The organism is Streptomyces sp. NPDC002463 (assembly GCF_042889835.1).
Lineage (GTDB): Bacteria > Actinomycetota > Actinomycetes > Streptomycetales > Streptomycetaceae > Streptomyces > Streptomyces nymphaeiformis.
Genome location: NZ_JBIARL010000014.1, coordinates 67,622 through 91,971 on the forward strand (window position 1 = coordinate 67,622; position 24,350 = coordinate 91,971).

25 protein-coding genes and 1 tRNA gene are annotated in these 24,350 nt (G+C 71.7%); 15 read left to right on the plus strand and 11 right to left on the minus strand.

Going from position 1 to position 24,350, the window contains the following annotated elements; all coding sequences use genetic code 11:
• The first annotated feature begins 60 nt into the window (after positions 1 to 60).
• Entirely contained in the window at positions 61 to 642 is a 582-nt protein-coding gene (locus tag ACFYX3_RS26835; RefSeq protein ID WP_389018236.1) for a hypothetical protein, read from the plus strand.
• An 18-nt stretch (positions 643 to 660) separates the two neighbouring features.
• Here the strand turns inward: ACFYX3_RS26835 and ACFYX3_RS26840 are convergent, their stop codons facing one another.
• Both ACFYX3_RS26840 and ACFYX3_RS26845 read right to left on the minus strand, forming a co-directional pair.
• Complete coding sequence (locus tag ACFYX3_RS26840; protein ID WP_389018239.1) at positions 661 to 1,056, minus strand: hypothetical protein; 396 nt, start codon at positions 1,054 to 1,056, stop codon at positions 661 to 663.
• A 67-nt stretch (positions 1,057 to 1,123) separates the two neighbouring features.
• Positions 1,124 to 1,198 (minus strand) — tRNA-Cys (locus tag ACFYX3_RS26845).
• A 179-nt stretch (positions 1,199 to 1,377) separates the two neighbouring features.
• Here ACFYX3_RS26845 and ACFYX3_RS26850 point away from each other — a divergent pair.
• The 6 genes from ACFYX3_RS26850 (at position 1,378) to ACFYX3_RS26875 (ending at position 7,672) form a co-directional block, all read left to right on the plus strand.
• Positions 1,378 to 2,853 carry an MFS transporter gene (locus ACFYX3_RS26850; RefSeq protein ID WP_389018242.1) on the plus strand — a complete coding sequence of 492 codons (1,476 nt, stop codon included), beginning with the start codon at positions 1,378 to 1,380 and terminating at the stop codon, positions 2,851 to 2,853.
• A gap of 47 nt (positions 2,854 to 2,900) precedes the next feature.
• Positions 2,901 to 3,101 carry a ribbon-helix-helix protein, CopG family gene (locus ACFYX3_RS26855; protein WP_030221768.1) on the plus strand — a complete coding sequence of 67 codons (201 nt, stop codon included), beginning with the start codon at positions 2,901 to 2,903 and terminating at the stop codon, positions 3,099 to 3,101.
• Positions 3,098 to 3,490 (plus strand): type II toxin-antitoxin system death-on-curing family toxin, encoded by a 393-nt coding sequence (locus ACFYX3_RS26860; RefSeq protein WP_389018246.1) that lies wholly within the window; start codon positions 3,098 to 3,100, stop codon positions 3,488 to 3,490. The genes ACFYX3_RS26855 and ACFYX3_RS26860 overlap by 4 nt, the downstream gene beginning before the upstream one ends.
• 115 nt (positions 3,491 to 3,605) lie before the next feature.
• Positions 3,606 to 5,402: a DEAD/DEAH box helicase gene (locus ACFYX3_RS26865; RefSeq protein ID WP_382659112.1), complete on the plus strand. Its 1,797-nt coding sequence runs from the start codon at positions 3,606 to 3,608 to the stop codon at positions 5,400 to 5,402.
• Positions 5,403 to 5,809: 407 nt separating this feature from the next.
• Positions 5,810 to 6,451, plus strand: a complete 642-nt coding sequence (locus ACFYX3_RS26870; protein WP_116160749.1) for an IclR family transcriptional regulator — start codon at positions 5,810 to 5,812, stop codon at positions 6,449 to 6,451.
• Between the two features lie 426 nt (positions 6,452 to 6,877).
• Positions 6,878 to 7,672 (plus strand): S16 family serine protease, encoded by a 795-nt coding sequence (locus ACFYX3_RS26875; protein ID WP_389018251.1) that lies wholly within the window; start codon positions 6,878 to 6,880, stop codon positions 7,670 to 7,672.
• Here the strand turns inward: ACFYX3_RS26875 and ACFYX3_RS26880 are convergent.
• From ACFYX3_RS26880 to ACFYX3_RS26895, 4 genes are all read right to left on the minus strand, one after another.
• Entirely contained in the window at positions 7,605 to 8,975 is a 1,371-nt protein-coding gene (locus tag ACFYX3_RS26880; RefSeq protein WP_389018254.1) for an MFS transporter, read from the minus strand. The two genes, ACFYX3_RS26875 and ACFYX3_RS26880, sit on opposite strands and share 68 nt — an antisense overlap.
• Positions 8,972 to 9,154 carry a hypothetical protein gene (locus ACFYX3_RS26885; protein WP_389018257.1) on the minus strand — a complete coding sequence of 61 codons (183 nt, stop codon included), beginning with the start codon at positions 9,152 to 9,154 and terminating at the stop codon, positions 8,972 to 8,974. Before ACFYX3_RS26885 ends, ACFYX3_RS26880 begins: the two co-directional genes overlap by 4 nt.
• Before the next feature lie 19 nt (positions 9,155 to 9,173).
• Positions 9,174 to 9,794, minus strand: a complete 621-nt coding sequence (locus ACFYX3_RS26890) for an ArsR/SmtB family transcription factor (protein ID WP_389018260.1) — start codon at positions 9,792 to 9,794, stop codon at positions 9,174 to 9,176.
• 81 nt (positions 9,795 to 9,875) lie between these two features.
• Positions 9,876 to 10,355, minus strand: a complete 480-nt coding sequence (locus ACFYX3_RS26895; protein WP_116160754.1) for an Lrp/AsnC family transcriptional regulator — start codon at positions 10,353 to 10,355, stop codon at positions 9,876 to 9,878.
• A 121-nt stretch (positions 10,356 to 10,476) separates the two neighbouring features.
• Between ACFYX3_RS26895 and hppD the strand changes: the two genes are divergently transcribed.
• On the plus strand, positions 10,477 to 11,622 hold the full coding sequence (gene hppD, locus ACFYX3_RS26900; RefSeq protein ID WP_352028538.1) for a 4-hydroxyphenylpyruvate dioxygenase: 1,146 nt from the start codon (positions 10,477 to 10,479) through the stop codon (positions 11,620 to 11,622).
• An 88-nt stretch (positions 11,623 to 11,710) separates the two neighbouring features.
• On the opposite strand, the gene ACFYX3_RS26905 is transcribed toward hppD, so the two are convergent.
• Positions 11,711 to 13,135, minus strand: a complete 1,425-nt coding sequence (locus ACFYX3_RS26905; RefSeq protein WP_389018266.1) for a tetratricopeptide repeat protein — start codon at positions 13,133 to 13,135, stop codon at positions 11,711 to 11,713.
• A 98-nt stretch (positions 13,136 to 13,233) separates the two neighbouring features.
• Between ACFYX3_RS26905 and ACFYX3_RS26910 the strand changes: the two genes are divergently transcribed.
• On the plus strand, positions 13,234 to 14,601 hold the full coding sequence (locus tag ACFYX3_RS26910; protein ID WP_389018269.1) for an FAD-binding oxidoreductase: 1,368 nt from the start codon (positions 13,234 to 13,236) through the stop codon (positions 14,599 to 14,601).
• An 11-nt stretch (positions 14,602 to 14,612) separates the two neighbouring features.
• Here ACFYX3_RS26910 and ACFYX3_RS26915 read toward each other — a convergent pair whose 3' ends face one another.
• Positions 14,613 to 15,104 (minus strand): SsgA family sporulation/cell division regulator, encoded by a 492-nt coding sequence (locus ACFYX3_RS26915; protein WP_359510950.1) that lies wholly within the window; start codon positions 15,102 to 15,104, stop codon positions 14,613 to 14,615.
• Positions 15,105 to 15,396: 292 nt separating this feature from the next.
• Here ACFYX3_RS26915 and ACFYX3_RS26920 point away from each other — a divergent pair, with 292 nt between their 5' ends.
• Positions 15,397 to 16,860 carry an RDD family protein gene (locus ACFYX3_RS26920; protein WP_389018673.1) on the plus strand — a complete coding sequence of 488 codons (1,464 nt, stop codon included), beginning with the start codon at positions 15,397 to 15,399 and terminating at the stop codon, positions 16,858 to 16,860.
• A gap of 65 nt (positions 16,861 to 16,925) precedes the next feature.
• Positions 16,926 to 17,732 carry an RDD family protein gene (locus tag ACFYX3_RS26925; protein WP_389018272.1) on the plus strand — a complete coding sequence of 269 codons (807 nt, stop codon included), beginning with the start codon at positions 16,926 to 16,928 and terminating at the stop codon, positions 17,730 to 17,732.
• Positions 17,733 to 17,751: 19 nt separating this feature from the next.
• Here ACFYX3_RS26925 and ACFYX3_RS26930 read toward each other — a convergent pair whose 3' ends face one another.
• Positions 17,752 to 18,009 (minus strand): hypothetical protein, encoded by a 258-nt coding sequence (locus ACFYX3_RS26930; RefSeq protein ID WP_184929788.1) that lies wholly within the window; start codon positions 18,007 to 18,009, stop codon positions 17,752 to 17,754.
• Between the two features lie 325 nt (positions 18,010 to 18,334).
• Here ACFYX3_RS26930 and ACFYX3_RS26935 point away from each other — a divergent pair, with 325 nt between their 5' ends.
• Both ACFYX3_RS26935 and ACFYX3_RS26940 read left to right on the plus strand, forming a co-directional pair.
• On the plus strand, positions 18,335 to 20,743 hold the full coding sequence (locus tag ACFYX3_RS26935) for an immune inhibitor A domain-containing protein (protein WP_389018277.1): 2,409 nt from the start codon (positions 18,335 to 18,337) through the stop codon (positions 20,741 to 20,743).
• Positions 20,744 to 20,864: 121 nt separating this feature from the next.
• Positions 20,865 to 21,167, plus strand: coding sequence for a hypothetical protein (locus ACFYX3_RS26940; RefSeq protein WP_376584562.1), 303 nt, complete (start codon positions 20,865 to 20,867; stop codon positions 21,165 to 21,167).
• A gap of 53 nt (positions 21,168 to 21,220) precedes the next feature.
• Here ACFYX3_RS26940 and ACFYX3_RS26945 read toward each other — a convergent pair whose 3' ends face one another.
• Together ACFYX3_RS26945 and ACFYX3_RS26950 are read right to left on the minus strand one after the other, a co-directional pair.
• Positions 21,221 to 21,820, minus strand: coding sequence for an isochorismatase family protein (locus tag ACFYX3_RS26945; RefSeq protein ID WP_389018281.1), 600 nt, complete (start codon positions 21,818 to 21,820; stop codon positions 21,221 to 21,223).
• 145 nt (positions 21,821 to 21,965) lie between these two features.
• A complete protein-coding gene (locus ACFYX3_RS26950) occupies positions 21,966 to 23,294 on the minus strand; it encodes a nicotinate phosphoribosyltransferase (protein ID WP_382658906.1) in 1,329 nt (442 codons plus the stop codon).
• 124 nt (positions 23,295 to 23,418) lie between these two features.
• Between ACFYX3_RS26950 and clpS the strand changes: the two genes are divergently transcribed.
• Both clpS and ACFYX3_RS26960 read left to right on the plus strand, forming a co-directional pair.
• Complete coding sequence (gene clpS, locus ACFYX3_RS26955; protein ID WP_041129438.1) at positions 23,419 to 23,724, plus strand: ATP-dependent Clp protease adapter ClpS; 306 nt, start codon at positions 23,419 to 23,421, stop codon at positions 23,722 to 23,724.
• On the plus strand, positions 23,724 to 24,308 hold the full coding sequence (locus ACFYX3_RS26960; RefSeq protein ID WP_389018285.1) for a DUF2017 domain-containing protein: 585 nt from the start codon (positions 23,724 to 23,726) through the stop codon (positions 24,306 to 24,308). Before clpS ends, ACFYX3_RS26960 begins: the two co-directional genes overlap by 1 nt.
• Positions 24,309 to 24,350: the final 42 nt, after the last annotated feature.

Sequence of the window (24,350 nt, forward strand, 5' to 3'; positions counted from 1 at the left end):
ACCGTGCTGGCCTTCGGGCTGCTTCTCACTGCATGCGGGAGCGGCGAGGAGGTGCCACAGGTGGCCCAGAAGTGCGACGGGACGCTCTCACCCACGGCCGTCGGGGGGCTTGAGACCGTGCTGGGTACGAAGGGGTACCACTCGGAAGGCTTCGGTCTGGAGCGGACGGCGACGACGCTGATCGAGGACCAGGCGAAGGACAGCCGGCCGTCGGGGCACCCCGCGATGTGCGAGGTCATCACCGATGCCGACTCCCGGCGCGGAGTCAGGGTCGACGTCATGCTGTCCGAGAACGCCAGCCTGTACGACGACGGCACCGACTGGAGGCCCGGTGGTCGCCACCTCTACGGGATGGGCCGTGAGGCGAACACGGACAACAAGTCGGCGTACCTCTTCGTCGAGTGCACCAGCCCGCAGCTGAAGGGGTCGGACAAGACGCCGGCCCTCATCAATGCCAAGTTCGAGTTCGAGAAGCCGGCGAAGACCTCCTACCCCCCCAACACCCCCGCCACCCGCGAGGCCTACCTCACCGTCCTCCACTCCGTCACGCTCGCCGTCGTGAAGAAGCTCGGCTGTGAGGGCGACGCGGGGCTCCCCGAGACCCCCGTCTTCACCGAGAAGAAGTGGCGCGGCGAGCAGTAGGCCCGCCGTCGGCGGTCGTCAGTCCTCGGCCGTCTCGGCCGTCTCGGCCGTCGGGGTCAGCTGGGACAGGAGCAGGACCGTCCCGCGGGTGATCAGTGCCGCGAGGAGGATCGTCCCGAAGCCCTCGACCTGCATGTTGCCGAGCTTCGGGCCCAGCCAGGACAGCAGCCACCAGACCAGGGCGTCCTGGACGTAGCCGGCGAGGCCGAAGGCCAGGAGGGCGGGGAGGGGGACGCGGCCCGACGGGCCGACGAAGATCAGCTGGTTGACGATCGTCATGACGATGACCGCCATCAGGACGGCGAGGACCTTGTCCAGGGTCTCCGTGCCGGCCAGGGTGATCCCGGGCAGGAGGCCGCAGGCGAGGCCCACGCCGATGAGGATGCCCACTCTGCGTCTGCCTTGATCGTTCATGGGCGGACTGTGGCACACCGTGCGGCGCGCTGTGAAGGTCCCGTGAGCTCCCGTCGGGGAGCTCGCTTGGAGACCGTGGCGGGATTCGAACCCACGTAACTCGCTTTGCAGGCGAGCCCCTCAACCACTCGGGCACACGGTCGTGTTGTGCACGAGTACGACCGTAGGCGGGGGTCGGGAGGGGCTCAAGGGTTCCGGGGGTCGTGCCATACGACTGACACACCGCCGCAACATCGCGTGCGTGGTCGTACGTCCAAGGGTCGAGGCGGACCGGGACTCCTGACAGGGGCCATCTCCCGGTTCACCTCTTACTCTGGGGGGATGAGCGCCCTCGAACCGCGCGACGCCGACGTCGCCCCCGCCCCCGGACCCCCTGCCGCACCCGGCGCAGCCAAGGGGTCCGTCCTCGACCCGGACCATCGGGCGCTCAGCATCGGCATGGTCTCCGTCGTCCTGCTCATCGCCTTCGAGGCGACCGCCATCGGCACCGCCATGCCCGTCGCCGCCCGTGAGCTGCACGGCATCGCGCTCTACGCCTTCGCCTTCTCCGCGTACTTCACCACCAGCCTCTTCGGCATGGTCCTGGCCGGCCAGTGGTCCGACCGGAGCGGGCCCCTCGCGCCCCTCACCGCCGGCATCAGCGCCTTCGCCGCCGGACTCCTCCTCTCCGGGACCGCCGGCGCCATGTGGATGTTCATCCTCGGCCGCGCGGTGCAGGGCCTCGGCGGCGGCCTCGTCATCGTCGCCCTGTACGTCGTCGTCGGCCGGGCCTACGCCGAACACCTCAGGCCCGCGATCATGGCCGCCTTCGCCGCCAGCTGGGTCGTGCCCTCCATCGTCGGACCCCTCGCCTCCGGGACGATCACCGAGCACCTCGGCTGGCGCTGGGTCTTCATCGGCATCCCCGCCCTCGTCGTCTTCCCGCTGGCCCTCGCCCTCCCCGCGATACGTCGCACCGCCTCCGGCCCCGCCGACCCCGAGACGCCCGTCGCCCCCTGGGACCGGCGCCGGATCGTGCTGGCCCTCGGCATCTCGGCCGGCGCGGCCCTCCTCCAGTACGCGGGCGAGGAACTGCGTCCCATCGCCCTCCTGCCCGCCGTGGCCGGCTGCGCGCTGCTCGTGCCCGCCGTCCGCGGGCTGCTGCCGCGTGGCACCTGGCGGGCCGCCCGCGGCCTGCCCGCGGTCATCCTGCTCCGCGGCATCGCCGCCGGGACCTTCATCGCCGCCGAGTCCTTCATCCCCCTGATGCTGGTCTCCGAACGCGGCCTCAGCCCCACCCTGGCCGGCTTCTCCCTGGCCCTCGGCGGCCTCACCTGGGCGCTCGGCTCCTGGATCCAGTCCCAGACGTGGACGGAGCCGTACCGGGAGCGGCTCGTCGTCCTCGGCATGGCGCTCATCGCGCTCGCCATCGCCGGCGCGCCCAGCGTGCTCATCGAGTCCGTTCCGGCGTGGGTGGTCGCGGTGGTGTGGGCCTTCGGCTGCTTCGGCATGGGCGCGGTGATCTCCTCGACCAGCGTGATCCTGATGAAGCTCTCCGCCCCCGAGGAGGTCGGCGCCAATTCGGCCGCGCTCCAGATCTCCGACGGCCTCTCCAACGTCCTGCTGCTCGCGGCCGGCGGCGCGGCCTTCGCGGCGCTCGGCGGCGGCGCGGTGGGCCACGCGATGGACGCCGGCGCGTCCACCGGCTCCCACCCGGCGGCCTTCGCGGCCGTCTTCCTGCCGGTGGCCGCGGTGGCGGCGGTCGGGGTGTGGGTCGCGACGCGGTTGCACGCGACGGGGGCGGATGCCGGGGCCTGAGCCTCGGGTGGTACCAATCTGACCCCACTCGGTGGTACCGTTTTGGTATGGCCATGAACCTGCGTCTCCGCGACGACCAGACCGAGGCTCTCAAGCTGCGCGCCGAGCAGGAGGGCACCAGCATGCACGCGATACTGCTCCAGGCGGTCGACGACTACCTCGCCCGCACCGCCCAGCAGGCGATCGTGCGGAAGACCGCCATGGAGCAGGCGGCCAAGTGGCACGAGCTGATGGAGAGGCTCAAGTGAGCTGCGTGTACCTCTCCGCAGAGGACGTCCTGGTCGTCGCCGAGCACGCGGTGGACGACCAGGACGTCGTCGTTCGCGACGCGGGACTGCTGGAATCGGCCGTCCACCGGCCGTCCGCCGCCATGTTCGGCGAGGAGGCGTACCCCGACCTTCTCCACAAGGCCGCCGCACTGCTCCAGTCGCTCGCGATCAACCGCCCCTTCCTCGACGGCGACAAGCGCACGGCCTGGCTGTCCTGCGTCACGTTCCTCGCCATGAACGGGGTCCAGCTCCGCCCGGACGTCGACGCGGCGGAACGCCTGGTCATCGCCGTAGCGACTGGTGAGACCGACGAGGTGAAGGTGATCGCGCAGGGGCTGCGCGAGCTGATCGACGATCACGTGAGCTGAATCGCAACCGCCCCGCCCCCACCCCGTTCGATACGTGGTTCCAACCGGGCCGCCGGTAAGGTGGCCCGGTTGTCATATCTGGACTGTCATTCCGTGACGAGCGTCGAACCCGGAGATCGTGACTACTACCGCCACCTCCTCCCATCACCTTTCTCCCGCCTTCCCCGGACGGGCCCCGTGGGGTACCGCTGGCAAGCTGCGTGCCTGGCAGCAGGGCGCGATGGAGAAGTACATCCAGGAGCAGCCCCGTGACTTCCTCGCGGTCGCCACGCCCGGCGCCGGCAAGACCACCTTCGCGCTGACCCTCGCCTCGTGGCTGCTGCACCACCACGTCGTGCAGCAGGTCACCGTCGTCGCACCCACCGAGCACCTCAAGAAGCAGTGGGCGGCCGCCGCGGCGCGGATAGGGATCAAGCTGGACCCCGACTACAGCGCAGGACCGCTGAGCAAGGAGTACGACGGGGTCGCGATCACGTACGCCGGTGTCGGCGTGCGGCCCATGCTCCACCGCAACCGTTCCGAACAGCGCAAGACCCTCGTCATCCTCGACGAGATCCACCACGCCGGAGACTCCAAGTCCTGGGGCGAGGCCTGCCTGGAGGCCTTCGAGCCCGCCACCCGGCGCCTCGCCCTCACCGGTACCCCGTTCCGGTCCGACACGAACCCGATCCCCTTCGTCACGTACGAGGAGGGGAACGACGGCATCCGCCGGTCGTCGGCCGACTACACCTACGGCTACGGCAACGCGCTCGGCGACGGCGTCGTCCGGCCGGTCATCTTCCTCTCCTACAGCGGCAACATGCGCTGGCGCACCAAGGCCGGCGACGAGATCGCCGCCCGCCTCGGCGAGCCGATGACCAAGGACGCCGTCTCGCAGGCCTGGCGCACCGCGCTGGACGCCAAGGGCGAGTGGATGCCGAACGTCCTGCGGGCCGCCGACCGGCGGCTCACCGAGGTCCGCAAGTCCATCCCGGACGCCGGCGGCCTCGTCATCGCCTCCGACCAGGACTCGGCCCGCTCGTACGCCAAGCTGATCCGCGAGATCACCGGCACCAAGGCCACCGTCGTCCTCTCCGACGACACCGGCGCCTCGAACCGCATCGACGAGTTCAGCGAGAACACCGACCGCTGGATGGTCGCCGTCCGCATGGTGTCCGAGGGCGTCGACGTCCCCCGCCTCGCCGTCGGCGTGTACGCGACGACCATCTCGACCCCGCTCTTCTTCGCCCAGGCCGTCGGCCGCTTCGTGCGATCCCGCAGGCGCGGCGAGACCGCGTCCGTGTTCCTTCCCACGATCCCCAGCCTCCTCGGATTCGCCAACGAGATGGAGGTCGAGCGCGACCACGTCCTCGACAAGCCGAAGAAGGCCGGCGAGGACGAGGACCCGTACGCCGAGTCCGAGAAGGAGATGGCCGAGGCCGAGCGCCAGCAGGACGAGGACACCGGCGAGCAGGACATGCTGCCCTTCGAGGCGCTGGAGTCCGACGCCGTCTTCGACCGCGTGCTGTACAACAGCGCCGAGTTCGGCATGCAGGCCCACCCCGGCAGCGAGGAGGAGCAGGACTACCTCGGCATCCCCGGCCTCCTCGAACCCGACCAGGTCCAGCTGCTCCTCCAGAAGCGCCAGGCCCGGCAGATCGCGCACAGCCGCAAGAAGCCGGACACCGAGGCGGACCTGCTGGAGCTTCCGGCGGAACGGCGCCCTGTCGTTTCCCACAAGGAGCTGCTCGAACTGCGGAAACAGCTCAACACGATGGTCGGCGCGTACGTCCACCAGAGCGGCAAGCCGCACGGCGTGATCCACACCGAGCTGCGCCGGGTCTGCGGCGGGCCGCCGAGCGCGGAGGCGACCGCCGGACAGATCCGTGAGCGGATCAAGAAGGTGCAGGAGTGGGCGACGCGGATGCGCTAGCCCTTGAAGCGTGAACGAGGCCCGTACGCCGGTGTGCGTACGGGCCTCGGGCGTCCCGTGGCCACGGGAACGGGCCCGGATGCCGGCCCCCACGGTCGGCCTCCGGACGCCTCCACGGTACGGGCACGACATAGCCGATCTTGTCAGCCAAAGTCCCTCGTCCGACCGACGAAGGTCCCGAACCGTCTCGTTCCGGTCGGCGGCGCCCGGATTCTGGACGAGGTCTTCCGCTGAGCGGAGCGCGCCGCTACTGTCCCGGCTCACAAGCAATCGCCCCGTGGCAGCGCCGCCGCGGAGCGCAGCCGGTGTACCCCTTCCTGCCGGCGGCCTCTGACGTGCGTCGCCGCGGGACCGGCGCCGCAACTCCGTGAGAGCCCGCCGCCACACACCCTGAAGGAGAGGGCGTCGTGACCGCGGAGACCTCCCAGACGCTCGACCGGGGACTCAGAGTCCTCAAACTGCTCGCCGACACCGACCACGGCCTGACGGTCACCGAGTTGTCCAACCGACTCGGCGTCAACCGGACCGTGGTCTACCGGCTCCTCGCCACGCTCGAGCAGCACGCCCTCGTCCGACGCGACCTCGGCGGACGCGCCCGCGTCGGCCTCGGCGTGCTGCGGCTCGGGCGCCAGGTCCACCCCCTGGTGCGGGAGGCCGCGCTGCCCGCGCTGCGCTCGCTCGCCGAGGACATCGGGGCGACCGCCCACCTGACCCTCGTCGACGGGGCGGAGGCGCTCGCTGTCGCCGTCGTCGAGCCGACCTGGACCGACTACCACGTCGCCTACCGGGCCGGCTTCCGGCACCCGCTCGACCGGGGCGCCGCGGGCCGCGCGATCCTCGCCGCCCGCCAGGGCGGACTGACCGAGCCCGGCTACACCCTCACCCACGGCGAACTGGAGGCCGGCGCGAGCGGTGCCGCGGCGCCGCTGGTGGGCGTCACGGGCGTCGAGGGCAGCGTCGGCGTCGTGATGCTCGCGGACGCGGTGCCGGAGCGGGTGGGGCCGCGGGTGGTGGACGCGGCGCGGGAGGTCGCCGACGCGCTGCGCTAGAGCGCGCGGCGACGGGCCCCCTTCTGCGCCCGGACCGCCCGCGGGCCGACGCCCCGGCCCGCCCTCGTGTGGCGCCCGCGCCCGGCGGGGCGGTGCCCGCTGCCGTGTGGGCAATCGTCCCGCTGGGGCGGGACGGGTGGGCACGCGGGACGGCGCCCTCAGCGGCGCCTCCGCGTTCCGAGCCTGGACCCGCACCCCAGTGGCGGCGCACGACGTGGTGCGGGTCAGGGTGCGGGAGCCTCTGGCGCCGGCAGGCGCGGGTCCGTTGTGCCCACCCTCCCCCAAGCTCTCGGCTTCGCTCGAGCAGGGGGACCCCCTCGCCCCAGCGGAACGACTGCCCGCAACGGAGCCCGGCAGCGTCGCCCGCAACGGGCCGGGCATGAGGCCGTGACGGTGGGGTGGTGTTCGTCCCAGTAGCCTGGGGGCGTGTTCTCCAGCCTCTCGCGTCCCCGCGCCCTCGCGCTCTGCGCGCTCCCCGTCGCCGCGCTCTTCGCCGTCGTCGGGCTCGCGCCGCTGCCGTTCGCGATCGCGCAGCCCGGCACGACCGCCGACGTGCTCGGCAAGGACCAGGGGCGGGAGATCATCACGATCACCGGCGCCCCCGTCCGGCCGACCGACGGCCAGCTGCGGATGACGACGATCCTCGCGACCGGGCCGTCCGAGGACGTGGACCTCGGGGACGTGACCGACGCCTGGTTCCGTACCGACCGGGCCGTCCTGCCGCACGACTCCGTCTACCCCGCGGGGAAGTCCGACGCCGAGATCGAGAAGCACAACCTCGGTCAGATGAAGGAGTCGCAGGACGCGGCCACCCTCGCCGCGCTCGGGTACCTGAAGGAGGACCCGGAGAAGGTGAAGGTGACCCTCCACCTCGCGGACGTCGGCGGGCCCAGCGCCGGGCTGCTGTTCTCCCTCGGCATCGTCGACAAGCTCGACGGCGACGGGAACGGCGGCGACCTCACCAACGGCAAGATCATCGCCGGTACGGGCACGATCGACCCGGACGGGACGGTCGGCGCGGTCGGCGGGGTCTCCCTGAAGACGCAGGCCGCCGCCCGGGACGGGGCCACCGTCTTCCTCGTGCCGAAGAAGGAGTGCTCGGACGCCCGGGCCGAGCAGCCGAAGGGCCTCCGGCTCGTGCCCGTGACCACGCTCAGCGACGCGGTGGCGTCCCTGCGGGCCCTGGGGCAGGGGCAGGAGTCGAAGGTCCCGTCCTGCTGAGCCCGCCCTTGCCGGCGGCCGGTGTGCCGGCGGCCGATGCCGCACGGGGCGCGTCCATCGCCCGCCAGGACGGGAAGACCAGCGGGCAGAGCGTGGCCAGGAAGTAGACCCCGGCGAGGCTGAGCAGCGTCGCCGTGATGCCCATCCGCTCCACCAGGAAGCCCGCGGCGAGTCCGCCGAGCGGGGTCGTGAGCAGCACGCTGGCCGTGCTGGCGCTGCCGACCCGGCTGCGCAGCCCCTCGGGGACGATCTCGTAGAAGACCGCGCCGAGGATCGGGTTGAGCACCCCGGCTCCGAGGCCGCCGAGCGCCATCACCACGAGCAGCGGCGGGGTGGTGTCGGTGAGGGCCGCCGTCACGTACACGGGGGCGCCGCAGAGCAGGAAGCCGACGGCGAGGACCGGGCGGCGGGGGAAGCGGTGACCGACCGCCGCGTACAGCAGGGCGCCGGCGAGGGCGGAGCCGCCGAAGACGGCGACGAGCAGACCGAGAGCCGCCGAACCGCCGAGCTCCTCCCGGGCGTGCACCGGCAACAGCACCGAACTCCAGCTCTGGGCCAGGCCGTTGGTGACCATCACCATGAGGTTGACGCCGAGGAGCAGCCGGGTGCGGAGCATGAACGCGTAGCCCTCGCGCAGGTCGGCCCGGTACACGGCCAGGGACAACGGCGGTGCTCCGCGCACCGGTTCGGCGGACGGGATGCCGCGCAGGCCCAGGAGGACGAGGAGCGCGGAGACGCCGAAGGTCGCGGCGTCGATGTACAGGACGGAGTCGGCACCGAGGAGCGCCACGAGCAGACCGGCGAGCGCGGCACCGGTCATCCGGGCGCCGCGCGAGACGGCGTCGTAGAAGCTGGTGGCGCGGCCGAGCGGGGTGCCGGCCCGCTCGGCGAGGTCGGGCGTGAGGACGTTGCGGGCGGTCTCGCCGGGGGCGTGGAAGAGGCCGGTGACGGCCATCAGCGCGCACAGCATCCAGAACCGGAGCACGCCGGCGTGGTTGAGCAGCGGGATGGCGGTGAGCGCCAGGGCGCAGACCAGGTCGGAGGCGATGGAGACCCGGCGGCGGCCGATCCGGTCGATGACGGGGCCGCCGACGAGGGCCGAGAGGAGGACGGGCAGCGCGGTGCAGAAGGCGACGAACCCGGCCTTGCCGGGGCTGCCCGTGGTCTCCAGGGCGAACCACGGGACGGCGATGAGGGTGAGTGAATTGCCGCTGATGGAGATGGCGTTGGCGGCCAGGACGGTGGCCAGTGGTGTGCGGTCGCGCTTCGTCGTGAGCGCTTCGTGTCCCCCCGGCGCGGTCATGCGGCGAAGGCGATCGGCTGTCGCGCGGGCGTGGCCAGGCGGAGGCCCAGCTCGACGAGCCTCCAGCCGAGCTGGACGCGGAGCGGCGGGGAGGCCGCGTCGGGGCCGCGGACCTCGGCGGCGTGGTGGAGTTCGGCGGCGTTCAGGTGGTGCAACTGGAGGTGGATGTCGGCGTGCATGACTCCGTGGTTCCTTCCGTCAGTTGTCGTGCTGCGGGAACGCGTGCAGGTGCATCCGTACGCGCTCGGCGCCCGGCGCGTCGGGGTCGGCGGTTTCGCTGTACTCGTCGATCAGTGCGTGGATCTTCTGGTTCAGCTCGCGCAGCCGCTCCGGCGGGAGGTTCAGCCTGAAGTCGCTGAAGTCCGAGGCGCCGGCCCAGGCCTCGTCCCAGGTGTGGCGGGTGGCGACCCAGGTCGACAGCTCCTGGGTGTGGATGGTCGCGATCTCGTGCATGACGACGTCGAGGGCGCCCTGGACCTCGGGGTCGGGGTTCCTGTGGAGCGTCTCGTCGAAGTGCGTCCCCCGGTGGGCCGCCTTCCACCAGCGCTCCCGGCCCTTGCCGCGCGTCGGGTCGTCCACGATGAAGTCGTGGGCGGCGAGCTGGCGCAGGTGGTAGCTGGTGGCCCCGCTGGACTCGCCGAGCCGCTCGGCCAGTTGGGAGGCGGTGGCAGGCCCGTAGCGGCGCAGGGCGCGCAGCAGCTGGATGCGCAGGGGGTGGGCGAGGGCGCGCAGGGAGCGCGGGTCGAGCGTGCGGGTCAGGGGCTCGACGGGCTGCGTCTCGGGCTGTGTCTCGGGCGGCGCGGGCTGCTCTTCGGGCATGGCTTCACGGTAGAGTTGCAAAGAAGTCTCTGCAAGGGTTTTTTGCAGAGACTTCTTTGCAACTCTGGGAGCGTGTCGTGCCTACGCCGTCGGCTCGCCCGCCGCCGCCTGCTCCACCAGCGGGATGATCCGCAGCGGAACCGGGTTCTCCATCACGATCGCCGTCGACGCCCGCACGATCCCCTCGAAGGCCACCACCTTGTCGATCACCCGCTGGAGGTCCGCGTTCGAGCGGGCGACCAGCCGGCAGAGCATGTCGCCGTGGCCCGTCGTCGTGTGCAGCTCCAGGACCTCCGGCACCGTCGCCAGATGGCCCCGTACGTCCGCGCCCTGACCCTGCTTGATCTCCAGGGTCGCGAAGGCCGTCACCGGATAGCCCAGCGCAGCCGGGTCCACCTGCGGCCCGAAGCCCCTGATCACGCCGCTCGCCTGGAGCCGGTCGAGGCGCGCCTGCACCGTCCCGCGCGCCACCCCCAGACGCCGCGAGGCCTCCAGGACCCCGATGCGCGGCTCGCGCGCGAGGAGCGCGATCAGCCGGCCGTCCAAATGATCGATCGCCACAGCGGTCTCCCCGTGGTCAGGATGTACAAGTCGCACGGCCATACTGGCCGGTCGCTGTGCAGATTGACCAGTGGATAAGCAAACTCTTGCGCACCTTGCAGAACGGCGGGACATTGCTGCCATGACTGAGACCATCGATCACACCCCTTCCACCGCGCGTGAGGCCGATCCCTTCCCGGTCAAGGGAATGGACGCGGTCGTCTTCGCCGTCGGCAACGCCAAGCAGGCCGCGCACTACTACTCCACGGCCTTCGGCATGAAGCTGGTCGCCTACTCCGGACCGGAGAACGGCAGCCGCGAGACCGCCAGTTACGTCCTCACCAACGGCTCCGCCCGTTTCGTGTTCACCTCCGTCATCAAGGTCGCGACCGACTGGGGCCGCTTCCTCGCCGAGCACGTCGCCGAGCACGGCGACGGCGTCGTCGACCTGGCGATCGAGGTGCCGGACGCGCGCGCCGCGTACGCCTACGCCGTCGAGCACGGCGCCACCGGCATCACCGAGCCCTACGAGCTGAAGGACGAGAACGGCACCGTCGTCCTCGCCGCCATCGCCACGTACGGCAAGACCCGCCACACCCTCGTCGAGCGCTCCGGCTACGACGGTCCCTACCTGCCGGGCTTCGTCTCCGCCAAGCCGATCGTCGAGCCCCCGGCCAAGCGGACCTTCCAGGCCATCGACCACTGCGTCGGCAACGTCGAGCTCGGCAAGATGAACGACTGGGTCGGCTTCTACAACAAGGTCATGGGCTTCACGAACATGAAGGAGTTCGTGGGCGACGACATCGCGACCGAGTACTCGGCGCTGATGTCGAAGGTCGTCGCGGACGGCACCCTCAAGGTGAAGTTCCCGATCAACGAGCCGGCGATCGCGAAGAAGAAGTCGCAGATCGACGAGTACCTGGAGTTCTACGGCGGCGCCGGCGTGCAGCACATCGCCCTCGCCACCAACGACATCGTCGCCTCCGTGCGCGCGATGCGGGCCGCCGGTGTCCAGTTCCTCGACACCCCCGACTCGTACTACGACACGCTCGGCGAGTGGGCGGGCGAGACGCGCGTCCCGATCGAGACCCTGCGCGAGCTGAAGATCCTCGTAGACCGCGACGAGGACGGCTACCTGCTGCAGATCTTCACGAAGCCGGTCCAGGACCGTCCGACCGTCTTCTTCGAGATGATCGAGCGGCACGGGTCGATGGGCTTCGGCAAGGGCAACTTCAAGGCGCTGTTCGAGGCGATCGAGCGCGAGCAGGAGAAGCGCGGCAACCTGTAGCCGCCGTCGGTGAGGGGTCCCGGGGCCTGGCCCCGGGACCCCTCACGCATGTCCGGCCCCGGCCCACGCGGGGGGTGGGCCGGGGTGACTACCCCCGCGCAGGCCCCGAGGCCGTCGCGACCGACGAATTCCCCGTCCCCGCGGACCGCTCCGGCCGGACCTCCGCCGGAAGCCCGTCCGACGGTTCACCCAGCGCCGCCAAGGCCTCCGACGCCCTCCGCGCGCGCAGCGGAGAGAACTCCGGGTTGATCCGCAGCGCCTCCTCCAGATGGCGGCGGGCCGGTCCCGGCTGGTCGAGGGCGCGTTCGATCTCGCCCCGGTGGTACATGAAGGGCGCGCTCCGGAGGCCCTCCTCGGTGGCCCGCTTGGCGTACCCGAGGGCCTCCTTCGACGCGCCAGAGCGGTGCAGGGCCCAGCCGAGGGCGTCCGCCACCTGCACCGAGCGGTGGCCCCGGGCCCACTCCGCCCGCATGCGGACGGCCGCGGCCGCCGGGTCGCCGTGGTCCGCGTCGAGAAGGCCCAGCGTGGCCTCCGCGCCCGGCCGACCGCTCGTCCGCAGCCGCCCGTACAGCGCCCGCGCCTCCCCGTCGCGGCCCAGCGACTCGTACAGCTCGCCCGCCTCGAGCAAGTACTCCGGCAGCGGCAGCCGCTCCAGGGCCGCCCGCCAGCCGCGCACCGCCTCCTCCGTGCGGCCGAGGGCCGCGAGCGTTCGCGCCCGGCCGGCGAGCGAGGGCCCGTGGTCCCGCACGAGCCGCAGCGCCGCCCCGTACCGCCCGAGGGCCTCCGCCGGCTCGCCCCGCTCCCACGCCAGGTCCCCGAGCCGCGCGAGGGCCGCCGCCTTCTCCGTGTCCGTCTCCGCGAGCGCCGCCGCGTCGAGGGCCGCCGCGTCGGCGTCCTCGCGCCAGCCCCGGTCGCGGTAGGTCTCCGCGGCCCTGCCCCGCACCATCGCGCCCGCGTGGAGCCTCTCAAGGCTCTCCATGGCCTTCTGGGCCGCCTGGTACTCCCCGAGCCCGTTGTACGCGTCGATGAGGACCGGATACACCGGCCAGCGGCTCGGATCGGCCTTCCGTACCCGCTCGCCCCACTCCTTCGCCGTCCTCCAGTCGCCCCGCGCCCCCGCGAGCGCCCCGAGACCCAGCTGCGCGTCCGGATTGCCGCGGGCGGCGGGCCGTTCGGCGAGCGAGCGGCGCAGTGCCCGCTCGGCCCGCGGATAGTCCCGCACGTCTCCGAGCCGGCTGCCCCGCTCCGTGTACGCCGCGCCCAGCTCCGCCCAGGACGCCTCGTCCTCCGGGTGGGCCCGCAGCCACTTCTCCCGGTCCGCGATCAGCGCGGCCAGGTCCGGCAGCGCGGCCTGCGCGCCCGCGTGGGCCGCGATCACCGCCCGCTCCGCCGGTCCGGGCGGGGGTGGCGGACCCTGCCCGGCGAACTCCGGGACGTACAGCAGCGCCGTCGCCGCGAGCACCGCGCCCACCCCGGCCGCCAGGACCGTCCTCGACACGTTCTCGGTCTTCATGGCGCTCACTGTGCGTCCGCGTCCGCCCCTACGAAGAGCGCGCGAAGCGCCCGCTCCGGCGGGTTCACACCGATGGACGACGGTGCCACGCTGGACGCATGGACGATCTTCTGACGCGGCTGCGCGCCGGGCTTCCCGCCGAGGCGCTGCTCACCGATCCGGACGTGACCGACTCCTACGCGCGCGACATGGCGAGTTTCTGCGAGGCCGGCGTCCCCGCGGCCGTCGTGCTTCCCCGTACGGTCGAACAGGTCCAGCACGTCATGCGCACCGCGACCGAACTCCGTGTCCCCGTCGTCCCGCAGGGTGCCCGCACGGGCCTGTCAGGCGGCGCGAACGCCTCCGACGGCTGCATCGTGCTCTCCCTCGTCAAGATGGACCGCATCCTGGAGATCAACCCGGTCGACCGGATCGCCGTCGTCGAACCGGGCGTCGTCAACGCCGTGCTGTCCCGCGCCGTCGCCGAACAGGGCCTCTACTACCCGCCGGACCCCTCCAGCTGGGAGACCTGCACCATCGGCGGGAACATCGGCACCGCCTCAGGCGGCCTGTGCTGCGTCAAGTACGGGGTGACCGCCGAGTACGTGCTCGGTCTGGACGTCGTCCTCGCCGACGGGCGGCTTCTGCGCACCGGCCGGCGCACCGCCAAGGGCGTCGCCGGGTACGACCTCACCCGGCTCTTCGTCGGCTCCGAGGGCAGTCTCGGCATCGTCGTCGGGGCCGTGCTCGCGCTGAAGCCGCAGCCGCCGGAGCAGCTCGCGCTCGCCGCCGAGTTCCCCTCCGCGGCCGCCGCCTGCGAGGCCGTCTGCGCGATCATGGAGCGCGGTCACACCCCTTCGCTGCTCGAACTCATGGACCGCACCACCGTCCAGGCGGTCAACAAGCTGGCGCGCATGGGTCTGCCCGACACCACCGAGGCCCTCCTCCTGTGCGCCTTCGACACCCCGGACCCGGCCGCCGATCTGGCCGCCGTCGGGGAGCTGTGCGCGGCGGCGGGCGCCACCGAGGTCGTCCCTGCCGCGGACGCCGCCGAGTCCGAACTCCTCCTCCAGGCGCGCCGGCTCTCCCTCACCGCCCTGGAGACGATCAAGTCCGCGACGATGATCGACGACGTGTGCGTGCCGCGGACGCGGCTCGCCGAGATGCTCGACGGCACGGCCGTGATCGCCGAGAAGTACCGCCTGACCATCGGCGTCTGCGCGCACGCGGGCGACGGCAACACCCATCCCGTCGTCTGCTTCGACCACACCGACGAGGACGAGTCGCGGCGGGCGCGGGAGTCCTTCGACGAGATCATGGCGCTCGGGCTCGCCCTCGGCGGCACGATCACCGGCGAGCACGGCGTGGGCGTCCTCAAGAAGGAGTGGCTGGCACGGGAGCTGGGCCCGGTCGGCCTCGAGCTCCAGCGCGGGATCAAGGCCGCCTTCGACCCGCTGGGGCTGCTCAACCCCGGAAAGCTGTTCTGAACGAGCCGGGTTCACAGCTCGCCGTCCTGGGACTCGTCCGACGGCCACGGGTCGCGCAGCCACAGGTCGTCGGCGACCACGGTGGTCGCCAGGATCTCCGCGAGCCCGTCGTCGATGCCGAGCCGCTCGGACTCGGTGCCCGGCGGCACCGCGCGCAGGGTCCGCTCCAGCCAGGCGGACACCTGCGCGGAGGGGGCTTCGAGCAGGGCGTCGCCGTCGGGGGAGGAGAGCGCCATCAGGATGACGCTGCGGCCGTCGACCTTCGTGGGCCAGATGCGGACGTCCCCGTGGCCGCAGGCCCGGAAGACGCCCTCGACGAGCAGTTCGCGCGCGAAGGTCCAGTTGACCGGGTGGTCCGTGCCGACGTGGAAGGTGATGTGGACGGCGTACGGGTCGTCGGTGCGGTAGGCGAGCCGGGCGGGGACGGGGACGGAGCGCTCGGGGGAGAGCACCAGCTTCAGCTCCAGCTCGCGCTCGACGGTGGTGTTGTCGGTGTTCTGCATGGCCGTGCTCCTTCTCGCGGACGGGCCCCGGACGGGCCTTCACCTGGAGAGAGCGGGGTGGTCGCGGTTCATTACGCGACTTCGCGAAGTTTTTTCGGGAAGTTTTTCCGGGGGGTCCACCGGGCAGGATGCAACGGCCCGAACATCACAGGGAGTGATCGGTTCCGGTGTGCGTCCCCCCGAAGGCGGGCTTTCTCGCGGGCTCTTTGTTCCCTCGGGGACGTTCTTCGTTACTGTCCTCCTTGGGTGCGGCACGCCCGGCGCGCGGCCGTGCGGATCAAAGGCGTTGTGACTGAACGGAGTCGGGGCAGTGGCTACTCCTCCTGGAGGCGGCGGAGAGGTACCGCAGGCGGGGTACTACCCGGACCCGTCCATTCCCGGATACATCCGGTACTGGAACGGGGGTGCGTGGGTGCCCGGCACGAGCCGGCCCGCCCCCGCGGACGGCGAGGTTCCGTCCCAGCCGCCCGCCGCGGCGACCCCGGCCGGCCCGATCCTGGCCTCCAGCCCGGCCCCGGCCCCGGCCTCGGCCCCGGCCTCGACCCCTGCCCCGACCTCGACCCCTGCCCCGGCCCCGGCCTCGACCCCTGCCCCGACACCGGTGGCCTCCGCGCCCGTTCAGACCTCCGCGCCCGCAGTGGCGCAGGCGCAGGCGCAGGTGCAGGCGTCCCCGCACGTACCCGTCCAGGCCCAGGCCCCCACACCGACGCCCGCCCCCGTCCCCGTCCCCACGGTGGAGGAGACCGGGCCCGTCTTCCTCGACGAGGAGCCGCTCGCGCCGGAGCCCGCGTCGGCCTGGCAGGCGGACTCCTCCCGGCAGACCGGATTCGGCGGCGACCTCGACCGGAAGGTCTCCTGGGGCACACCCCGGACGCCCGACCCGCGCACCCCGGCGGAGTGGCCGGTCGCGGGCGCGAGCGAGCCGGAGGAGGAGCGGCCCGCCGCCCCTTCGCCCGTCCCGGACCCCCGGGCGACCGGGGGAGCGGCCCGCCTCGGCGGCATGCCGGTCACCCCGATTCCGACGCCCGCCCCGGCCCCCCAGCCCACGCCTCAGCCGCAACCCCGGCCGCACGTCCAGGCGCAGCCCCAGCCGGCACCGGCCCCGGCCCCCGCCGCAGCGACCCCGGCACCCGCACCCGCCCCCGTCCCCACCCCTTCCTGGGCCCAGCAGCCCCAGCCCCAGCCCCAATCCCAGCCCCGGGAACAGCAGCCGGTCGTCCCCTGGAAGCCGCCCGTCGAGGACGTGTTCCAGGCGGCGGCCCGCGCGCAGTCCGCCGCCCGCCCCGCCGGGCTCGGCCGGCGCCTGGTCGCCCGGCTGATCGACAGCGTCGTCCTGGGCGCGCTGGTCGGCGCGGCCTCCGTGCCCTTCGTGACCGCGGCGATCGACCACATCGAGGGCAAGATCGAGGCGGCCAAGCAGTCCGGCACCACCGTCCAGGTCTGGCTGCTCGACTCGACGACCTCCGTCCAGTTCGGCATGGCGCTCGCCTCGCTGTTCGTGATCGGCATCCTGTACGAGGCGCTGCCCACCGCCAAGTGGGGCCGCACCCTGGGCAAGAAGCTGTGCGGGATCGAGGTGCGGGACATCGAGGCGCACGAGCCGCCGACGTTCGGGAAGGCGCTCCGCCGCTGGCTCGTCTACAGCGTCCTGGGGCTCCTGGCCATCGGTGTCGTCAACGTCCTGTGGTGCCTCTTCGACCGGCCCTGGCGGCAGTGCTGGCACGACAAGGCGGCGCGCACCTTCGTGGCGCGCTGACCGGAGGTCCCCCGAACGGGCTGCGATCTTTTGCGGGGCCGTCGCCCCCGGGATGCACTGCCCCCATGAGCACCGACCAGCCGCCGCCCGGCGAGCCGCCCGAGGACGACCCGTTCAGCAAGAGGCCTCCGGAGCCGCCGCCGGGAGGCCCGCCGTCGGAGCCACCTCCGGGAGGAGGGCCACCCCCGGGCGGAGGGCAACCCCCGGGCGGAAGCCCGCCGCCGGGAGAACCCCCGCCAGGAGGCCCGCCGCCTCCGCCCGGCGGCCCCCCGCCAGGGAGCCCGTACGGCTCCCCGTACGGCGGCGGCGGTTCCCCGTACGACAACATGCCTCCGCCTCCGCCCCCGTACGGCAGTCCCTACGGCGGCGGTTACGGCGGGGCCGATCCGCTCTCCGGGATGCCGCCGCTCGCGGAGACCGGTCGGCGCGTCCTCGCCCGGCTCATCGACTGGGTGATCGTCGCGGTGCCGCTCGCGATCATCGGCATCCCGTTCGACATCTATCACCGCGCGACGCAGAACGGGAACGGCTTCGACAACACGGTCAACAGCCTCAACGGCGGCAGCCAGCTCGTCTTCCAGCTCATCACGATCGTCGCGTACGTCGCCTACGACACGGTGCTGACGGCCAAGGACGGCCGGACGATCGGCAAGCGGCTGATGAAGCAGCGGGTCGCGATGCTCAACGACGGATCGACGCCCCCGATGAGCCAGTCGCTGCTGCGCGCCGTCGTGCTCTGGCTGCCCGCGCTGATCTGCTGCGCCTGCCTGTGGCCGCTGCTGATCCTCATCCTGATCGTGCTCGACAAGCCGTACAAGCAGGGTCTGCACGACAAGGCGGCGAAGACGGTGGTCGTCACCGTCCCCCGGTAGGAGGGCAAGGGACGAAGCGTCACGAACCGATCCGGGTCTCGGCCCCCGCGCCCACGCGCTGGGCCGGCACCCGGATCTCTTCGTTCACAGGGGTATTGACGGGCCGCTCGCGTCCCGGCATCGTCACCGCAACGAGGGCGCCGAGCAGCAGGCCGGCGGCGCAGATCACCGCGATGCCCAGGGTCGTCGTCGTACCGGAGAGCAGCAGCAGGGCGACGGTCGTGAGGACGACGGTGGCCGAACCGTAGGTGAGCTGTGCGGCGTTCGGACGCTGCATGACGGGTACCGCCCCTCGAGTTCGGTTCGACTCTACGACGGTGGATGCCCGGAGGGTGTGACAGGTAAGCGTGACCTAACCCACGTTGCCGGTGCACGGGGGGCGCACGGGGTCACGAAATCGCCAATTCTCCTTCACCGTGCGCCCACTGAGTGTTCGATAATCGGAAACTCGATCCTGCATAGTGCACTTGACCCGTTCAAGTCAAGATCTGTCTTTTCTGGCCCCACTCCGGTCGAATGTCGTCACTTGTGACGCGCGACCCCGCCGGACGGACACCCCACCTTCGGTCCGAGAGCGCGGGCGCCGGGGAGGACAACATCAAGTGACCAACAGACGACGGGCGATCAGAGCGTCCGCAGTCGTCGTGGCGCTCGCGGCCACCGCCGCCACCGCCTCGACCTTCACCACCGCCTGGGCCGACAACCACGGCAGCGTGACGCCGGCCGGCATCCAGACCGTCGACAAGACGACGGTCGACCACGACCTCGACGGCCCCTTCAGCGAGCAGCAGGAGCAGCAGCGCCAGGCTGCCCTGGAGCAGGTGCTCAACGGCGACGCCAAGGTCGAGAGCCGTAGCGGCTCCAAGGTCGTCAAGCTCGACAACAAGAAGTACGTCGAGCTCGCCCGCGAGAAGACCGACAAGATCTTCACGATCCTCGTCGAGTTCGGCGACCAGGTGGACAACACCACCCTGGTCGACCGCGAGGACGACGACACGCCCGAGCTCAAGCCGAAGTACGGCGGCACGCCCGGCCCGCTGCACAACTCCATAGCCCAGCCCGACCGTGCGCACGACAACTCCACGGCCTGGCAGGCGGACTACAACCAGAAGCACTTCCAGGACCTGTACTTCGGTACCGGCAAGGACGCCGCCGGTAAGCCGAAGCACTCCCTGAAGACCTTCTACGAGAAGACCTCGTCCGGCCGCTACTCGGTCGACGGCGCCGTCTCCGACTGGGTCAAGGTCCCGTACAACGAGGCCCGTTACGGCTCGAACTGGTGCGGTGAGACCAACTGCATCAACGTCTGGGACACCGTCCGTGACGGTCTCAACGCCTGGGTCGCCGACCAGAAGGCCAAGGGCCAGACCGACGCCCAGATCAAGGCCCAGCTGGCCTCGTACGACCAGTGGGACCGTTACGACTTCGACGGCGACGGCAACTTCAACGAGCCCGACGGCTACATCGACCACTTCCAGCTCGTGCACGCGGGCGAGGACGAGTCGGCCGGCGGCGGCGCCGAGGGCAAGAACGCCCTCTGGGCCCACCGCTGGTACGCCTACGGCACCGACGCGGGCAAGACCGGTCCGGCGAACAACAAGGCCGGCGGCACCCCGATCGGCGACACCGGCATCTGGGTCGGCGACTACACGATGCAGCCGGAGAACGGCGGCCTCGGCGTCTTCGCCCACGAGTACGGCCACGACCTGGGCCTGCCGGACAACTACGACACCTCCGGCGGCGAGAACTCGACCGGGTTCTGGGACCTGATGTCCTCCGGCTCGTGGCTCGGCGAGGGCAAGGACGCCATCGGCGACCTGCCCGGCGACATGAGCGCCTGGGACAAGCTCCAGCTCGGCTGGCTGAACTACGCCAAGGTCAACGACTGGCAGCGTGGCACCAAGACCACCCACAAGCTGGGCGTCTCGGAGTACAACACCAAGAACCCGCAGGCGCTCGTCGTCGAGCTGCCGAAGAAGTCCGTCACCACCGACGTCGTGGCCCCCGCCGAGGGCGCCTCGCAGTGGTGGAGCAACATGGGTGACGACCTCAAGAACACCCTGACGCGCTCCGTCGACCTGACGGGCAAGTCCTCGGCCTCCCTGGACCTCCAGGGCTGGTGGGACATCGAGAAGGGTTACGACTTCCTCTACGCCGAGGTGTCCACGGACGGCGGTGCCAACTGGACCGCCCTCGACGGCACCGCCGACGGCGTGGCCCTGCCGCGCGACGCGAGCGGCGCCCCGTCGCTGACCGACGTCTCCGGCGGGCACAAGAAGCTGTCGTACGACCTCGGCGCCTACGCGGGCAAGAAGTTCGACCTCCGCTTCCGCTACCAGACGGACGGCGGCGCGGGCGGCAAGGGCTTCACGGCCGACGCCATCACGCTGACCGCCGACGGTGCCCCCGTTTTCTCGGACGGCGCCGAGAACGGTGACAACGGCTGGGTCGCCAAGGGCTTCTCGCGGATCGCGAAGGGCTTCAGCAAGGAGTACGAGCAGTACTACATCGCGGAGAACCGCCAGTACGTCTCGTACGACAAGACCCTCAAGACCGGCCCGTACAACTTCGGTTTCACGGGTGACAAGGCCAGCTGGGTCGAGCACTACGCGTACCAGAACGGCCTGCTCATCTGGAAGTGGGACCTGTCCCAGAAGGACAACAACACCTCCAAGCACCCGGGCGTGGGCCGGATCCTCCCGATCGACTCGCACCCGAGCCCGCTGAAGTGGTCCGACGGCACGCTGATGCGCGCCCGCGTCCAGGGGTACGACTCGCCGTTCACGATCGCTCGCACCGACGGCTTCCAGCTGCACAACAAGGGTGTCGCCACCTGGGTCCCGTCCCAGGCCGGCAACCCGACCTTCGACGACCGCAAGGGCGTCTACTGGTTCGCCGAGAACCCGCGTGCGGGTGTCCAGGTAACTGACACCAACACCAAGATCCAGGTCGTCAAGGAGCCGAAGGATGGCCAGACGATCACGGTTCAGGTCGGTCCCTCGACCAAGTAATTTGTAAAACCGCAGGTCAAAGCATGATCGGCCGTCGCCCTCTAGCGGGCGGCGGCCGTTCGTGTTTAGGTGCGTCTGACCAGTTCTTATTGACATCCGATCCACGGGGGAGTGGTTCCGCATGCCCAACGGAGGGTTCTGCAAACTGCCGGGAGGCAGTGTGGTCGTCGCCATAGGGCTGCCCAGCCCCGCCGGCGACGGCGCCACCGTCCGCTTCCTGGTCCACGCGGCCAACCGTGCCCGCGCCCTCACCCGACTGCGGAACCTGGGGCTGCGGGCGGTCTACCTCCGAGGCAACTCCGAGCCGCCCACCTCGGACGAGATCACCGCCGTCCTGCACCACCCGGACGGCCTGCTGTGGAGATCCACCCCACACGAGCTGTGGCACCCCGCACGGTTCCTCCCGAAGGAACCGGCCGCGTAGAGCCCCCTCCCGGCGGCGCCCGCGATCTGAGCCCGTGGGCCGGGCCGGGCGCGCTACGCCACGACCGGCTCGCCCCGCAGTTCCACGCCCGCCGCCCGGAGCTCCTCCAGGGCCCGCTCCGTGGTCTCCCTGGCCACGCCGGCCGTCAGGTCGAGCAGGACATGGGTCCGGAAGCCCTCCCGCGCCGAGTCCAGGGCGGTCGCCCGGACGCAGTGGTCGGTGGCGATGCCGACCACGTCGACCTCGGTGACGTCCCGCCCGCGCAGCCACTCCGCGAGCGTCCTGCCGTTCTCGTCGCGCCCCTCGAAGCCGCTGTACGCCGCGGAGTACGCGCCCTTGTCGAAGACGGCGTCGATCGCCCCGCTGGCGACGGCGGGCGCGAAGTTCGGGTGGAAGCCGACGCCCTCCGTGCCGGCCACGCAGTGCACCGGCCAGGAGGACACGTAGTCCGGCTCCTCGCCGGCCGGGGCGAAGTGCGCGCCCGGGTCGACGTGGTGGTCGCGGGTGGCGACGACGTGCCGGTAGGAGGTGCCCGCCGTCTGGCCCACCAGGTCGGTGATCGCGGCGGCGACGTCCGCGCCGCCGGCCACCGCGAGGCTGCCGCCCTCGCAGAAGTCGTTCTGAACGTCCACAACGATCAATGCGCGGTGCATGGCGGGTGTCCTTAGCGCGTCGGGGAGGGGTGGGTTCGAGCCTAGAGACTTCCCCCTCCCATCGGGAGGGGGCGTCCCCGAGGAGTGCCAGGGCCTGTCTTTCGGATCATGCCGGGCTCGCGGGGCCTGATCCGAAAGGCAGGCCCTAGGCGTACTCGGTGGGCAGGACCGGCTCGCCCCGCGACAGCTGCATCGCCGACATCGGCAGCCCCGCACGGGCCGCGATGTGCCGGTTCCTGGCGGCCTCCAGGGGCTCCCGGGCCACCACGTCGCCGCCCTTGACCAGCTCGACGAGCAGCTGGTGGTCGGCGAGCTCCGGCGGGACCGGTCCGGTGCCCAGGACCTCCGCCTCGGCGACCCCGGCCGCGTCGGGCCGGCGCGCCGCCCACTTGCGGCCGCCGACGGAGGCCTTGCCGCCCAGCGACTTCTTCGCCACCGGGACCAGGGGCGCCTTCGGGTCGGCCGAGGCGGCCCGGGCGACCAGCTTGTAGACCATGGAGCAGGTCGGGTGGCCGCTGCCGGTGACGAGCTGCGTGCCCACCCCGTACGCGTCGACGGGGGCCGCCGCGAGCGAGGCGATGGCGTACTCGTCGAGGTCCGAGGTGACCACGATCTTGGTGTTCCGGGCGCCGAGCTCGTCCAGCTGCGCCCGCACCCGGTGGGCGACGAGCAGCAGGTCGCCGGAGTCGATCCGTACGGCCCCGAGCTCGGGCCCGGCGACCTCGACGGCGGTGCGGACGGCCTCGGCCACGTCGTACGTGTCGACGAGCAGGGTCGTGCCGCGCCCGAGGGTCTCCACCTGGGCCCGGAAGGCGTCCCGCTCGCTGTCGTGGAGCAGGGTGAAGGCGTGGGCGGAGGTGCCGACGGTCGGGATGCCGTAGCGGAAGCCGGCGGCGAGGTCCGAGGTGGCCTGGAAGCCGCCGACGTACGCGGCGCGGGAGGCGGCGACGGCCGCCAGCTCGTGGGTGCGCCGGGCGCCCATCTCGATCAGGCGCCGCTCGCCGGCGGCGGCCGACATGCGGGAGGCGGCGGCCGCGATGGCCGAGTCGTGGTTGAGGATCGAGAGGATCACGGTCTCCAGGAGCACGCACTCCGCGAAGGAGCCCTCGACGCGCAGCACGGGGGAGCCGGGGAAGTACACCTCGCCCTCGGGGTAGCCCCAGATGTCGCCCGAGAAGCGGTAGCGGGCCAGCCACTGGAGGGTCGGCTCGTCGACGATGCCGTGCTCGCGCAGGAAGCCCAGGACGGCGGGGTCGAACCGGAAGTTCTCGACGGCGTCGAGGACCCGGCCGATGCCCGCGAGGACGCCGTAGCGCCGCCCCTCGGGCAGCCGCCGGGTGAAGACCTCGAAGACGGAGCGCCGGTCGGCGGTGCCGGCCCGCAGGGCCGCCTGGAGCATGGTCAGCTCGTACTGATCGGTGAAGAGCGCGGTCGACGGCACGTCCACCGGCAGCCCAAGGTCCGCAGCGTTCATGTCGGCGATGCTAGCGCAGAAATCGTCAGAGTGACGAATAGTGCGGTCGTCGTGGGGCTGTAAGGGGTGCATGTGCTGTGCCCCGTTTGCGCGACCGGCCCCCAGGGGTGACAACATGGGGTGAGTGAGCGTCGCGCCTATTGAGATCGAACGTACGGAATCGGCCGAGGAGGTCTCCGCGGTCGTCGAACCCGACGTGCCCTGGGTGACCCTCGTGCACAACGATCCGGTCAACCTGATGAGCTATGTCGAGTACGTCTTCCAGTCGTACTTCGGATACTCCAAGGACAAGGCGCACAAGCTGATGCTCGACGTGCACAACAAGGGCCGCGCGGTGGTCTCCAGCGGCACCCGCGAGGAGATGGAACGGGACGTGCAGGCGATGCACGGCTACGGCCTGTGGGCGACCCTCTCCCAGGACCGCTTCTGATGGCCGGGCACTTCGAGACGCTCCCCGGCGGCGGTGCGGCCGTCGCGCTCGACGACGTCGAGATCTCCATCCTCCGCTCCCTCGCCGTCCAGCTCATGGAGCTGATCGGCCCCGGCGACGAGCCCGCCGCCGACGCGGACCCGCTGGCCGCGCTCTTCGCCGAGGGGCCCAGCGAGCCGCCGTCCGACCCCGCCCTCCGGCGCCTCTTCCCCGACGCGTACGGGGACGACAGCGAGGAGCTGCGGGCGGCCGCCTCCGACTTCCGCCGCTACACCGAGAACGACCTGCGGGCCCGCAAGCGCGAGGACGCCCTCGCGGTCGTCCGCGCCCTCGACTCCCTGTCCACCGAGGCGGCGGGGGAGGGCGGTGCGGTCCTGAAGCTCACCCCGGACGAGTCCCGGGCCTGGCTCGGCGCGCTCAACGACCTCCGGCTGACCATCGGGACCCGCCTGGAGGTCACGGACGACGAGCAGAGCGAGGAGCTGTACCGGCTGCCGGACTCCGACCCGCGCAAGCCGATGGTGATGGCGTACCTCTGGCTGGGTGCGCTCCAGGAGTCCCTCGTCGCGACCCTGATGCCCTGAGTCCACGCCGACTCTTCCGGCTGTTCGCTCAGCGGACGCTCA

Excerpts from the sequence above, each read along its gene's own strand:
- ACFYX3_RS26840 (WP_389018239.1), bottom strand. The coding sequence starts at position 1,056 with ATGAACGATCAAGGCAGACGCAGAGTGGGCATCCTCATCGGCGTGGGC.
- ACFYX3_RS26850 (WP_389018242.1), top strand. The coding sequence starts at position 1,378 with ATGAGCGCCCTCGAACCGCGCGACGCCGACGTCGCCCCCGCCCCCGGA.
- ACFYX3_RS26855 (WP_030221768.1), top strand. The coding sequence starts at position 2,901 with ATGGCCATGAACCTGCGTCTCCGCGACGACCAGACCGAGGCTCTCAAG.
- ACFYX3_RS26880 (WP_389018254.1), bottom strand. The coding sequence starts at position 8,975 with ATGACCGCGCCGGGGGGACACGAAGCGCTCACGACGAAGCGCGACCGC.
- ACFYX3_RS26885 (WP_389018257.1), bottom strand. The coding sequence starts at position 9,154 with ATGCACGCCGACATCCACCTCCAGTTGCACCACCTGAACGCCGCCGAA.
- ACFYX3_RS26890 (WP_389018260.1), bottom strand. The coding sequence starts at position 9,794 with ATGCCCGAAGAGCAGCCCGCGCCGCCCGAGACACAGCCCGAGACGCAG.
- hppD (WP_352028538.1), top strand. The coding sequence starts at position 10,477 with ATGACTGAGACCATCGATCACACCCCTTCCACCGCGCGTGAGGCCGAT.
- ACFYX3_RS26905 (WP_389018266.1), bottom strand. The coding sequence starts at position 13,135 with ATGAAGACCGAGAACGTGTCGAGGACGGTCCTGGCGGCCGGGGTGGGC.
- ACFYX3_RS26910 (WP_389018269.1), top strand. The coding sequence starts at position 13,234 with ATGGACGATCTTCTGACGCGGCTGCGCGCCGGGCTTCCCGCCGAGGCG.
- ACFYX3_RS26915 (WP_359510950.1), bottom strand. The coding sequence starts at position 15,104 with ATGCAGAACACCGACAACACCACCGTCGAGCGCGAGCTGGAGCTGAAG.
- ACFYX3_RS26925 (WP_389018272.1), top strand. The coding sequence starts at position 16,926 with ATGAGCACCGACCAGCCGCCGCCCGGCGAGCCGCCCGAGGACGACCCG.
- ACFYX3_RS26930 (WP_184929788.1), bottom strand. The coding sequence starts at position 18,009 with ATGCAGCGTCCGAACGCCGCACAGCTCACCTACGGTTCGGCCACCGTC.
- ACFYX3_RS26940 (WP_376584562.1), top strand. The coding sequence starts at position 20,865 with ATGCCCAACGGAGGGTTCTGCAAACTGCCGGGAGGCAGTGTGGTCGTC.
- ACFYX3_RS26945 (WP_389018281.1), bottom strand. The coding sequence starts at position 21,820 with ATGCACCGCGCATTGATCGTTGTGGACGTTCAGAACGACTTCTGCGAG.
- ACFYX3_RS26950 (WP_382658906.1), bottom strand. The coding sequence starts at position 23,294 with ATGAACGCTGCGGACCTTGGGCTGCCGGTGGACGTGCCGTCGACCGCG.
- ACFYX3_RS26960 (WP_389018285.1), top strand. The coding sequence starts at position 23,724 with ATGGCCGGGCACTTCGAGACGCTCCCCGGCGGCGGTGCGGCCGTCGCG.